This is a genomic window from Candidatus Peregrinibacteria bacterium, assembly GCA_016699145.1.
Classification (GTDB): Bacteria; Patescibacteriota; Gracilibacteria; order UBA1369; family 2-02-FULL-48-14.
Genome location: CP064962.1, coordinates 544,016 through 556,530, shown reverse-complemented (window position 1 = coordinate 556,530; position 12,515 = coordinate 544,016). Strand labels below are relative to the sequence as shown.

Annotated in this window: 10 protein-coding genes and 1 pseudogene; 3 read left to right on the top strand and 8 right to left on the bottom strand. The window is 48.7% G+C overall.

Going from position 1 to position 12,515, the window contains the following annotated elements:
- Positions 1 to 28: 28 nt before the first annotated feature.
- The 3 genes from IPG41_02955 to IPG41_02945 all read right to left on the bottom strand — a co-directional run bounded on the left by IPG41_02955 (position 29) and on the right by IPG41_02945 (position 4,974).
- Positions 29 to 3,598 (bottom strand): DNA-directed RNA polymerase subunit beta, encoded by a 3,570-nt coding sequence (locus IPG41_02955; protein QQR55487.1) that lies wholly within the window; start codon positions 3,596 to 3,598, stop codon positions 29 to 31.
- 205 nt (positions 3,599 to 3,803) lie between these two features.
- Positions 3,804 to 4,562, bottom strand: coding sequence for an rRNA pseudouridine synthase (locus IPG41_02950; GenBank protein QQR55486.1), 759 nt, complete (start codon positions 4,560 to 4,562; stop codon positions 3,804 to 3,806).
- A gap of 13 nt (positions 4,563 to 4,575) precedes the next feature.
- Positions 4,576 to 4,974, bottom strand: a complete 399-nt coding sequence (locus IPG41_02945) for a hypothetical protein (GenBank protein ID QQR55485.1) — start codon at positions 4,972 to 4,974, stop codon at positions 4,576 to 4,578.
- 102 nt (positions 4,975 to 5,076) lie between these two features.
- Here IPG41_02945 and IPG41_02940 point away from each other — a divergent pair, with 102 nt between their 5' ends.
- A complete protein-coding gene (locus tag IPG41_02940) occupies positions 5,077 to 5,742 on the top strand; it encodes a uracil-DNA glycosylase (GenBank protein ID QQR55484.1) in 666 nt (221 codons plus the stop codon).
- 95 nt (positions 5,743 to 5,837) lie between these two features.
- Complete coding sequence (locus tag IPG41_02935) at positions 5,838 to 6,866, top strand: hypothetical protein (protein ID QQR55483.1); 1,029 nt, start codon at positions 5,838 to 5,840, stop codon at positions 6,864 to 6,866.
- Positions 6,867 to 7,177: 311 nt separating this feature from the next.
- Here the strand turns inward: IPG41_02935 and IPG41_02930 are convergent, their stop codons facing one another.
- From IPG41_02930 to IPG41_02915, 4 genes are read right to left on the bottom strand one after another with little or no spacing between them, the layout of a single operon-like run.
- Positions 7,178 to 7,558 carry a hypothetical protein gene (locus tag IPG41_02930; protein QQR55482.1) on the bottom strand — a complete coding sequence of 127 codons (381 nt, stop codon included), beginning with the start codon at positions 7,556 to 7,558 and terminating at the stop codon, positions 7,178 to 7,180.
- A gap of 5 nt (positions 7,559 to 7,563) precedes the next feature.
- Positions 7,564 to 8,883: a serine--tRNA ligase gene (serS, locus tag IPG41_02925; GenBank protein ID QQR55481.1), complete on the bottom strand. Its 1,320-nt coding sequence runs from the start codon at positions 8,881 to 8,883 to the stop codon at positions 7,564 to 7,566.
- Positions 8,884 to 8,939: 56 nt separating this feature from the next.
- On the bottom strand, positions 8,940 to 9,347 hold the full coding sequence (locus tag IPG41_02920; GenBank protein QQR55480.1) for a hypothetical protein: 408 nt from the start codon (positions 9,345 to 9,347) through the stop codon (positions 8,940 to 8,942).
- The gene (locus tag IPG41_02915; GenBank protein ID QQR55479.1) at positions 9,344 to 9,739 is read right to left on the bottom strand and encodes a hypothetical protein; all 396 of its coding nucleotides are present in this window, start codon (positions 9,737 to 9,739) and stop codon (positions 9,344 to 9,346) included. Before IPG41_02915 ends, IPG41_02920 begins: the two co-directional genes overlap by 4 nt.
- A 167-nt stretch (positions 9,740 to 9,906) precedes the next feature.
- Here IPG41_02915 and IPG41_02910 point away from each other — a divergent pair, with 167 nt between their 5' ends.
- On the top strand, positions 9,907 to 10,395 hold the full coding sequence (locus IPG41_02910) for a hypothetical protein (protein ID QQR55478.1): 489 nt from the start codon (positions 9,907 to 9,909) through the stop codon (positions 10,393 to 10,395).
- A 123-nt stretch (positions 10,396 to 10,518) separates the two neighbouring features.
- Here the strand turns inward: IPG41_02910 and dnaK are convergent.
- Positions 10,519 to 12,500 (bottom strand): annotated as a pseudogene (dnaK, locus tag IPG41_02905) (molecular chaperone DnaK).
- Positions 12,501 to 12,515 lie beyond the last annotated feature (15 nt).

The following is a 12,515-nucleotide window of genomic DNA, read 5'->3' as shown; positions in this document are numbered from 1 at the left end:
AATTGAGAGAACAATGTTGAGATTCGATTTATTCCTCTTCTTTATTGAAGTCGGGTTCTTTTTCACTCTCGCCCATCATTTCGGCATCTTCTTCATCGAGTTCGTCGCCTTCCAAGAGATCTTCGACGGAACTTTCAACTTCTTCGCCGTTTATTTCGGTGTGAGGAGCTTCTGCCACGATCACTTCTTCTTCAGGTTCTACGTACTCTTCTTCTATGTTCACGTCTTCATCTTCGGTGATTTGCAAGAGGTCTACGTTGAGACACAGAGATTGCAATTCTTTGACCAAAACGTTGAAAGATTCAGGAGTGCGAGGTTTACGGATGGCTTCACCCTTAATGATGGATTCGTAGGCCTTGGCACGTCCGTACACGTCGTCGGACTTGATGGTGAGCATTTCTTGTAAAATGTGGGAAGCGCCATAGGCTTCGAGAGCCCACACTTCCATTTCTCCAAAACGCTGTCCTCCGTGTTGAGCTTTACCTCCGAGAGGCTGTTGAGTGACGAGTGAGTAAGGTCCGACAGAGCGGGCGTGAATCTTGTCTTCAACCAAGTGAGCCAGTTTGAGGATGTAGGCGATGCCCACTGTGGATTCATGGTCGAACGCTTGACCCGTTTTTCCGTCGTAAAGCTGAATCTTTCCATTTTCAGGGAGGCCAGCCTTGATGAGCATCTCTTTGATTTGTTCGTTGGTGATTCCGTTCAAGGCAGGGGTGGCCATGTAGAGTCCGAGTTTCTTCGCGGCCCAACCGAGGTGGGTTTCCAAAATTTGTCCAATGTTCATACGGCTGGACACACCGAGCGGGTTCAAAACCACGTCTACGGGAGTTCCATCGGGCATGAAGGGCATGTCTTCTTCGGGAACGATGATGGAGATCACACCTTTGTTACCGTGACGTCCGGCGACTTTGTCCCCGACTTGAATGCGACGGGTTTGAGCCAAAGACACACGGATTTGTTGAATGACTCCGTTTTCGAGTTCGTCGCCTTTTTCACGAGAGAATACGGTCACGCTGGTCACTTTTCCTCCTTCTCCACCGGGGAGGCGCAGGGAAGTGTCCTTCACGTCGCGAGCTTTGTCTCCGAAGATGGCTCTTAGCAGGCGCTCTTCAGGAGTGAGTTCGGTTTCTCCTTTAGGGGTGATTTTACCCACGAGGATGTCTCCTTCACGAACAGAAGCGCCCACGCGAATGATGCCATTTTCATCGAGATCCTTAAGGCGGGCCTCGCCCACGTTGGGGATGTCGCGAGTCACGATTTCGGGTCCCAGCTTGGTGTCGCGCACGTCGATGGTGAAATCTTCAATGTGGACAGAGCTGAAACGGTCGTCTTTGACCAGGCGACTGGACAAAATAACGGCATCTTCGAAGTTGTAACCTTCCCAAGGAATGTAGGCCACGAGCACGTTTTGTCCCAGACCGATGTCTCCCATTTCGGTGGAAGCCCCATCGGCTAAAATGTCGCCTTTTTTCACCTTTTGACCCGCATCACAGCGAGCGCGTTGGTGGAAGGAGGTGCCTTGGTTGGTGCGGCGGTAAACATCGAGAGAGTAGCTGGCTTTGCGTCCAGAGTCGTAGATGATGTCGATACGAGATCCGTCCACATAAGACACGGTTCCACTGTCTTCAGCCACGAGCACTTGTTGAGAGTTGCGTCCGGCGCTACCCTCCATACCGGTTCCTATAATGGGAGCTTGAGGTTTCAAGAGAGGAACGGCTTGACGTTGCATGTTGGACCCCATGGAGGCACGGGTGTTGTCGTCGTGCTCCAAGAAAGGGATGAGGGAAGTGGACACAGAAATGATCTGCTGTTGGGAGATGTCAATGTGCGTCACTTCTTTTTCGTCGGTGAGGATCGGTTCTCCGTTTTTGCGAGCAACGGCAGTGTCTTCTTCGAGGTCTCCATTTTCTGCGATGGGAGTTCCGGCTTGAGCGTAGATGATTTCACGTTCATCCTCGGCGTCGAAGTAAGAGATCTTGTTTCCGAGAGTTGCGGTCACGGGAACTTCTTTGAGGTCCTTGGATTTTGCGAGTGCCTTCACCTCTTTTTCTCCGAGTTTGGTACCGGCTTTGATGCCCTCTAGGGTTTCAGCCAGAGTGTGTCCGAGGGCAGCTTTTCCATCGTTCTTCAAACTGTGAAGCACTTCGCGGAGCGGCATTTCAATGAAGCCGTATTTGTTGAGGCGCGCATGGGTCGCTAGGTGAACCACGAGACCGATGTTGGGTCCTTCAGGGGTTGCGATTGGACAGATCCTTCCATAGTGAGAAGGGTGTACGTCACGAACGTCGAAAGACGCACGTTCACGAGAGAGACCTCCAGGCCCCATCGCAGAGAGACGGCGTTTGTGCTCGAGCTCGGCGAGAGGGTTTGTTTGATCCATGAATTGAGAAAGCTGAGAGCTTGCGAAGAATTCGCGAAGCGCGGCAGTGATTGGACGAGAGTTCACGAGTTGGGTCGGAGTCACAGTTTCGAGGTCCATCACGGTCATACGGTCTTTGGCGATGCGCTCGGTGCGAAGCAGTCCCACGCGGAACTTGTTTTGCACGAGTTCACCCACCGGGCGAATGCGGCGGTTAGAAAGGTGATCGATGTCATCGGGCTCTGCTTCTTTGTTATTGAGCTTGATGAGGTGCTTCAAAATCAGAATGAAATCGTCGGTTTGGAAGGTGTGGAATTTACGTTCGTTCGGAGTTTTGAGGTCGAAACGACGGTTGATTTTGTAACGAGCCACAGAGCCCATGTCGTACTTCTTGTAGTCGAAGAACAAAGATTCGATGAGAGCCTTGGCATTTTCAGGCGTGGCCAAATCTCCAGGACGAATCTTTTTGTAGATGGCTTTGTAGGCTTCATCCATGGTTTTGGCTGGATCTTTTTCAAGAGTCAGCATCATGTAATCGTGGATGGGATCTTTCACATCGTTTTTGAAGAGGTCGAGAATTTTTTTATCGGTGTCGAATCCGAATACACGCAGCATAGAAGTCACGTAGATTTTGCGTTTGCGGTCGATTTTCACCGTGATGATGCCTTTTTTGTCAGTTTCAATTTCAAGCCAAGCTCCGCGCTTAGGGATGATTTTTCCGTTGTGCATGCCAGGGGCAGCAGCGTTTTTAGAGAAGAACACACCGGGGCTGCGCACGATTTGGGAAACCACCACGCGTTCGATTCCGTTCACAATGAAGCTACCGTTGTCGGTCATCAGAGGGATGGGGCCGAGAAATACGTCCTGCTCCTTGATTTCTCCGCTCTCTTTGTTGATGAGTTGAACGTGCACTTTAAGAGGCGCTTCGTAAGAGAGATTTTTGCGGCGGCATTGTTCAGCCGTGTATTTGCATTCACCCAGAGAGTGATCCAAGAATTGGAGCTCGAGTTTCTTTCCGGAAAAGTCGGAAATGGGGGAGATTTCATCGAGAAGTTCGCGAATCCCTTCTCCTAGAAACCATTTGTAGGAATCCGTTTGGATTTCAATAAGGTCTGGGAGCTCGACGTTCCATTGGTTGTCCACAAAGTAGACACGTTCCAAAGGCTTCGTCGAAGTACGTCCAAGCGCCGTAGGGGACGCTGAAGCGGACGTCTTTGTCTTTGCAGTGGTTTTGGGCATAGGCCGAAGACGATTTTAAGGATGTAAAGCAGAAGCAAACGCACGCCGTCGTCACGGCGAGTTTTACCTGTGCCCCCTCTCTCAACACAATCGAAGCCGAGGGCTTATCGCGCGTAATTATATAAGGAAAGACTCATCTGTCGAATAAATGAGCTGGATTTTTTTGAAAAATGTTGTAGATCACCCAAAATCAGTATTGTCCACTTTAAGAATAAAGGTCACGCAATTCCTCATCTGTTAAAGGACGTGTTTTACCTGGTTTCAATTTGCCGAGCTGAACTTTTCCAATGGCGGTGCGAATGAGTCGTCGTACAGGGAAGCCGAGACCTTCCATCACGCGACGGATTTGGCGTTTGCGGCCTTCCCCCAATTTCATTTCGAGCCAAGTATAAGTTTTGCCGCTCATGCGAGACACCTCTTGGCTCAGGATGCGAGCTTGCATGGGACGTAGCAAGTAGTCATCGAGGTGGATGGGACCGGTGCGCAGCAGCTCGATTTCTTTGTCGGTGACGTCGCCCTGAACCAGCACTTCGTAGGTCTTCACATGGCCGTACTTAGGATGGGTGAGGCGCTCCAAAAGAGCGCCGTCAGAGGTGAGTAAGAGCAAGCCTTCGCTGTCTTTGTCGAGGCGGCCAATGGGGTTCAAATGTTGATAGGAAGTGGGCAGAAGATCCATCACTGTTTCAGAGTGGAAGGGATCTTTTTTGGAGGTCAGGAGACCCACGGGTTTGTGCAGTGCAAGGGTGAGGGGAGCGGCTTTTTCGGGTAAGACGCGTCCGTCCACTTCAATTTTGTCGAGAGGACTGACTTTGATGCCCATTTTTTGAATCCGTTTGCCATTCACGTGGACACGACCTTTGGCGATGAGTTCTTCGGCTTCACGACGAGAGCAGAGTCCACTGGCGGCGATGACTTTGTGCAGTCGTTCGCGAAGGGGGGCGTTTTGTTTTTGGAGGCTGCTCACGAAGGCGTGGGATTTAGGATTTTTTCAAGAGGACGCCATAGCTTTTTCGATTGTCCCATAAAAAGTACAGGTTGATGAGCAGCAAAAGATTGCCCATGATGGCTCCGCTTGTGAAAGGACCGCCGTCGAGCACCCAGTGAAAGGCCACGATGTTCACGGTGATGGGGAGGATGAGCAGAGCGACCAAAGCCATGCGGTTCATGAAGGTGAGCACAATGGCGAGGGCGAAAATCAAAGTATTGAGAAGTGGGATGTATTTTGCATCCATCAAGGTTTGGATGAAGGCGAAAGCTTCAGGCGTGTTGTAGAGATCGGCGGTGGGTTCGGGGAAAATGCCCAGGCTTCCCAAAATGGGAGCGACCAAAATGAGGCATAAAAAAACTTTCAAAACGATGCGGAGGATTTTTTTCATGGAAGAAAAATGAAAGGACGGTGGAAATATTAGAGGCTATCTTAAAAAAAAGGAAGAGCAAGAACCTTTGAATAAGCAAGCCGGACTCGTTAGAATTGGCGCATGGACGTTAAAATTCATCCCTCGTGGAAAACCCAGCTGGCTGAGGAGTTTGAAAAGCCTTACTTTGTGAAATTGACTGATTTTGTGCGTGCGCAGTACGGGCAGAAGAAAGTTTTCCCTACGCCTGTGAATATTTTTCGGGCGTTTGAATTGTGTCCTTTTGAAAAAGTGAAGGTCGTGATTTTGGGGCAAGATCCATACCACGGAGTCGGGCAGGCGAATGGGCTGTGTTTTTCGGTGAATCCAGGGGTGACGCTGCCCCCTTCTTTGCAAAATATTTTTAAAGAAATTCAGGAAGATGTGGGGGGTGCACTTCGCGTGGAAGGATGTCTAGACGACTGGGCTGAGCAGGGGGTTTTGCTGCTCAATGCCACGCTCACGGTGGAAGCGCACAAAGCGGGTTCGCATCAGCACAAGGGTTGGGAGGAATTCACAGATGCCGTGGTGGATGTTTTGTCGCGCGAAAAAGAGCATTTGGTTTTTATTTTGTGGGGCCGTTATGCCCAAGAAAAAGGAGCGAAAATAGACACAGAAAAACATTGTATTTTGAAGGCGGCTCATCCATCCCCTTTTTCGGCCTACAGCGGTTTTTTTGGATCCAAACCGTTCAGCAAAACGAACGAATATTTGGAATGGAATGACTTGGAGCCGGTGAGGTGGGCTTGAGGAGGCGGTTCTATTTTGTGCATAAACATGTTCCTTTGACAAAATTAAGTAGAATGGATATGATTCGTTCTTTTTATTATTTTTATTAATTCTGTATGGAGTTACGTCCATCTTTCTTATCTGAAGAACTTCGCTATGCCATACCTGTGAATAAGGGGCAGGCCAAATCCTTGCTTCTCGAGCTTCTCACCCGAGAGCACAGACTCGATGCACTTCTCCCTGCAATAATGATGAGAATTGAGGGGAAACCATTAAATTTTTCAGCTGACTTTGGAACACTCTCATTGGAAAGGATTAAGGGTCAAATAAGTCAAGTGCTTGCTGGGATGCAAAAAGGTGAGGATGAAGCGATTTCTACGAAGGGAGAGCTTATCAAACCTTGTATTACCACTCAAGTACCAGAAAGACTTGGTGAGCTTTTAGAGGCTTATATTGGGCAAATGAAGGAAGATTTTGATCGAGGTATTGTAGTAATGACAAGAGGAGGCAGGCCAGAAGGATATGATTCAGGATACTATCCTGCTGCCCTCAGAGAGGATAAAACAGCAGGTCAAGTTTGGGAAGGTGAGTACGGACTGGAAGCTCGATTGCGAGAATATTTATTAGCAAATGACGCTGCTAAGCTCAAGTTGGCCGCTGCACTGCCCGGGGGGCCTTGTTTAGCTGGAGTTTATGAAGATGATGGTGAGCCAGCAATTAGACAGCGAGACTTAGATATTACAAATGTAATAGTCACTCCAGAAGGTCAGTTTGTACTTTTACCTCATGCAGACGCAATGCGGCGTGTTGCGGCTGACCCTAGAGAAAAGTGGGCAACAGCTAAAGAAATTATTGAAGCGGTACAGGCATCTAATTTCCGTGTGCTAGAACTTCGCCCTGGGGACTTCTCATTTCAGGTGGATGCTTCGCAGGTGGTAATGGGTTGTAACTATGTTCAGAGCCCAGTTACAGATTATCCTGCACAGAGAGAATGGCGTTGTGTAATCTTTAAAGATCCTGAGGCTACATCTGGCAGTAGATGGGCGCCTGCCGTTGGATTTTCTCCTGACCATAATTATGTGTTTTCGATCTATATATTTCCGGATACTCGAAATGCTGGTTATGGCATGATACTTTGGCTATAGGAGTTCAAGAAACGAACGAATATTTGGAATGGAATGACTTGGAGCCGGTGAGGTGGGCTTGAAACTAAATGATTGGAGCTATTTTTTCACCTCGGGCAAGAGCCAGTGTGCGCCCTTCATTCCAGAGATGTTCCAGCAAAAATTGTAAAACAATGCCATCCATTACATAGGGTATTTTGATTTGTTTTTTAAATTTATTAGCTGGGTCATTTAAATAGGTTGATCTCTAGATACGATTCTTTCCATGGGATCATTGCCTTTTCTTTTTTTAAAAACCCCTTTCGTCATTTCTATACCCTTACGATTCATGGTTACCTTTGCAAGCTCCAAAGTTTCTCCATTCGACAATTTTTTAAAGCATCATTTGCGAGGCGCTTGGCGGTTGGTTTTAGATGGTTGATGATCTCTTGGAATTTGATTTCTGTATTCTGGTAGAATCTTTTAAAAGGTGCAATGACTTGCATGATAATCTTTATCTTTCGTTTTGGGTCTGCCGTTTGGAGATCAATGTTATAGAATCGGTTCATTCTTATTCCATTGATGTATAGCTGGGTAATTCCATAATTCATGTGAGTCACTTCGTTTAAATTTAGACTCAGATTTCTTGATATATCTTCGTATTCCACATGATCACCTTCGATTTGAATGCGTTTTTGAGTGAAACGATTTAGCAGGAGATCCAGTGGTTTCATTCAGCTTATTTCCTAGTGATTTTATCGCGTCCACCCATATAAGGCCTTAGCACCGTCGGAATCGTCACTGATCCGTCGGCGTTTTGGTAGATTTCGAGGATGGGAATGAGGATGCGAGGGGAGGCCACGCAGGTGTTGTTGAGGGTGTGGACGAATTGCATTTTGCCGTCTGCGTCTTTGTAACGGATGTTGAGACGGCGGGCTTGGAATTCGTGGAAGGTGGAGCAAGAGTGCGTTTCGCCGTAGTTGCCTCGGCTGGGCATCCAAGTTTCGATGTCGTTTTTGTAGTATTGGCCCTGGCCCATGTCTCCGCTGCACACGGCTACGACGCGATAAGGCAGGTGTAAATCTTGTAAAACTTCTTCGGCATTTTTCAGGAGCATTTCATGCATTTTTTTGGATTCCTCGGGGTCGTTTTTGCAGAGCACAACTTGTTCTACTTTTTGGAATTGATGAATGCGATAGAGGCCGCGGGTGTCTTTTCCATACGTGCCGGCTTCACGGCGGAAGCAATAGGAATAACCGGCGTAACGTTTGGGCAATTCGTCTTCTTTGAGGATTTCATCACGGTGGTAAGAAGTCACAGGAACTTCGCTGGTCCCAATGAGGTATTTATCATCGCTTTCAATATGCTCGTCTTCTGGACGTTTCACACCGAGAGTGTAGGCTTGTTCTTCGCCACCGGGGAAATAACCGGTGCCCTCCATGGCATTACGATTCACCATGAGGGGAGGAAGGAAGGGCACAAAGCCTTTGGACACGAGCTTGTCGAGGGTGAAGCGGAGTATGGCGAGTTCTAAAAGTGCGCCTTCGTTTTTGAGAAAGTAGCTGCGAGAACCACCGATGTTCACGCCGCGTTCTACGTCGATGATGTCCAGTTCTTCACCCAGTGTGATGTGGTCTTTGGGCTCGAACACGACGCCGTCTTGGTCTTTGAATTGAGGCAAGTCACCGACCTTGTAGAGTTCGACATTTTCGCTGTCGTCTTTTCCTTCCGGCGTTTCGGGCGAGCAAGGGGCTGGGGCACGTAGCAGCAGACCTTTCCATTCCATTTCGATTCGATTGAGCTCTTCGCCGAGGGATTTTTCGAGATCGCCTTTGCTGCGCATTTCTTCGATGGCGGCTTGTTTTTCATTGCCGCTGAGGGCTTTGATTTTGTCGTTTGCCGCGTTTTTTTCGGCGCGAATGGCTTCGAGGTCGGCGGTCACAGCGCGGCGATTCTCATCCACTTGAATGAAATGTTCCACGTCAAATCTGATGTGTTTTTTTTCGGCAGCAGTCTTCACAGCGGCTGGATTTTGAACGATGAATTTGGGGTCGAGCATGAGCTTTGATTAGGCCCGGCCAGGATAGCGAAGAAGTGAAAGTGGGGCAAGGCAAGCTATGCTGCTTTGTTGGGATCTTTTCCCTTGCGCTCTACTTTAATGATGGGTAAACGCTTCACAAAAACTTGTTTGCCTTCAATCAGAATTTGAAGTTCAAGCGGGTCCCACGCTTCTATTTTCAGGCCTTGAATGCTCCAAAAATGATTGTGGACGCCGAGTTCATTGGGGATTTCTTTTTCGAAATTGGATTTGGCGAGCACTTTGTCTTGCTGCATGAGCGTAAAGGTCACGCTGTGTTTCCCTTTGGGTAAGATGAGGCGAGACACCACGAACATTTGCGGATGAGTGACGGGGGTTTTTTCGGCAAGGATGCGTTCGAAGATGCCGTTCATGTTGATTTTGCCATCCATGGAAACGGAGGCGTAATCACAGAAGAGTGCGTATTCAACGGGTTGGATTTTCATTTGGAAGGTTTTTTAAAGGGTTTAGGGAGGCGGTAAATGGGCAAAGTGGCTCCACCGAGTTCCGTGCCATTTTCGTAAGCTTTGAGCTCGATGGGATCCCAGCTTTCGATGTCTAAGGCGTAAATGCCCCAGAGCAGGTTTTGTGGAGTTCCCTTGGCCACATCTTTTTCAAAAGTTGTTTTGGCGAGCACTTTGTCTTGCTGCATCAAAGTTACTGTGATGGTATGGTTTCCCTTTGGAAAGTTCAAGCGGATGAGTGCAAACATCTGTGGATGTCGTGTGGGCATTTCTTGAGCGAATAGGCCTTCGAAGATCCCGACCAAATTCAACTTTCCATCCGTGCTCATGGAGGCATGGTCGCAGAAGTGGACGAAGGATAGGGAGGTGTTCATTGGATGGATTTGAGATATTTTTTGATTTTTTTCTGGAGTTCAATGAGGGCTTTGGTCATGGTTTTAGTTTATATTTTTTTTGATGGAGGCGCTAGAGGCCATCAGTCCATCTTGTACAAAACATGAAAATGATTTAAGGTTGGGTGCACTCCTCGCCATTTATATTTATGTCTAAAAAGTATCTTTTATTGTTCATCCCTGTGCTCTTGATCGCTATGTTTGTGAGCATGCATTTCAATCTCTTGGAAAGGTTACGCATCGCCTACACTTTTGCTGAGGTGGCTTCTGTCACTGCTGAGGGTGATATGGGGTGGGGTGAAGATGTCCTTGCGATGATTGAAGGATTGAAAGCAGATATTGACGATAAAGATCTTTTAATGAATCAGATGCTCAGCAGTGAGGATGGAACTATCGCAGCAGAAGGAATGGCTCTTGCCTTTGAAAGGATTCAAGATCGGGAGCAACTTTTAAACATTTTAGCTCCCTATGATTTTGAAAATGATAAACGCTGGAATTATTTCGTCTATACCAATGACCTGCTGTACCGGGATCTTTTAGTGGCTGCAAAAATACGAGCAGGCATGGAGCTGACTGAAGAGGAGGAGATTTCCTCAGATATGAGTATCATTTATGCTGTTTTTGGCGTTGATTATTGACCTTTGAATTCCACGGGGAGTGGTGTGGTTTTCATAACTGAAGATATCTTTGGAATGATTTGCATGTGATTATTATACTTTGATTGGGGACTGTTTCAATGGGTCATTGTAGTTTGAGTTATGCTACTTCGCCTCTCCATCAATAGTCGGCCCCTTATTTTCGCCATTTTCATCGTCGGGTTTTGTGTCGGATGCAGCGTCTTCAGGCTTTGAATCCTTGGGGTAGACCTTCACATCGGGGTCGTCGCTGCCGGCTGCGCCGCCCATCCCACCCATGCCTTCTGCACCAGGGGCGCCGGCGCCGGGCTGTTGATACATTGCGGAGCCGATTTTTTGGATTTCGCTGGAGAGGGCTTCGCTGGCTGTCTTGAGTTCGTCGGGCGTCGCGTCCTTGTTTTCGAGGACTTTTTTAAGGTCGGCGACCTTGCTTTCTACGGCCCCCTTCACATCTGCAGGTACTTTTTCTCCGAGGTCTTTGAGGGTGCGCTCGGTTTGTGAGACGAGGGATTCGGCGTTCACGCGTGCTTCTACGGCATCCTTCTTTTTCTTGTCTTCGTCGGCATGGAGTTCGGCCTCTTTCTTCATTTTTTCAATCTCTTCTTTGGAGAGTCCGGAGTGGCCGGTGATAGTGATGTGTTGCACTTTTCCGCTGGCTTTGTCAGTGGCCTTCACATTCATGATTCCGTTCGCGTCGATGTCGAAAGTCACTTCAATTTGAGGCACGCCGCGCGGGGCCGGAGGGATGCCGTCGAGTTGGAAGTTTCCGAGGAATTTGTTGTCTTGAGCGAGGGGCGTTCACCTTGGAAAATGCGGATGTCCACGGAAGGTTGGTTGTCTGCTGCGGTGGAATACACTTGGGATTTTGAAGTGGGAATGGTCGAGTTGCGTTCGATCATGGGGGTCATCACTCCGCCGAGGGTTTCAATTCCCAAGGTCAGAGGAGTCACGTCGAGCAGCAAAACGTCTTTCACGTCACCTTGCAAAACTCCTCCTTGAATCGCAGCGCCGAGGGCTACGACTTCATCGGGGTTGATGCCACGGTGAGGTTCTTTGCCGAAGATTTCTTTGGCCTTGGCTTGCACGGCGGGCATGCGAGTCATTCCTCCCACGAGTACCACTTCGTCGATGTCGCTCACGTAAACTTCGGAGTCGTCGATGGCTTGCTTACAAGGCTTCATGAGCCGCTCGAGGAGCGGAGCCACCAGGTCTTCCATCTTGCTGCGAGAGAGCTTGAGCACCATGTGCTTGGGACCGTTTTTGTCGGCGGTGATGAAAGGCAAATTGATCTCGGTTTCATGTTGGCTAGAGAGCTCGATCTTTGCTTTTTCGGCGGCTTCTTTGAGGCGTTGCAGTGCCACTTTGTCTTCGCGAAGGTTGATGCCTTCTTGTTTTTTGAATTCATCCGCGAGCCATTCGATGAGCACATTGTCGAAGTCATCTCCTCCCAGTAAGGTGTCTCCGTTGGTGGACAGCACTTGGAAGACGCCGTCGCCGAGTTCCAAAATGGACACGTCAAAAGTTCCTCCTCCCAGGTCGAAGACTGCGATTTTTTTGTCTCCAGTGTGCTTGTCTAGACCGTAGGCCAGGGCTGCGGCGGTGGGCTCATTGATGATGCGTTCCACGGTGAGGCCGGCGATTTCTCCGGCGTCTTTCGTAGCTTGGCGCTGTGCGTCGTTGAAGTAAGCGGGCACGGTGATCACCGCGCGAGTTACAGGTTCACCGAGGTATTTTTCAGCGTCCGCTTTTACTTTTTGCAAAACCATCGCGCTGATTTCGGCGGGCTTCTTGGCCTTGCCTTCAAGCACAATGTCCACTTCGCCGTTGCTGGACTTTTTGGTTTCGAAAGGGAAGCGTGCAACGAGCTCTTTCACTTCATTGAATTGACGCCCGATGAGGCGCTTGGCTGAAAAGACGGTGTTTTTTTCGTTCATCACCATTTGACGCTTGGCGGGTTCGCCCACGAGGCGCTCGCCGTCTTTAGTGGCCACGATGGAAGGGGTGGTGTTTTTGCCTTCAACGTTGGGAATGACGGTGGCGTCTCCTCCTTGCATGACGGCAAAACAGGTGTTGGTGGTTCCGAGATCGATTCCGATGATACGAGACATAGGTTTTTCGTTAAA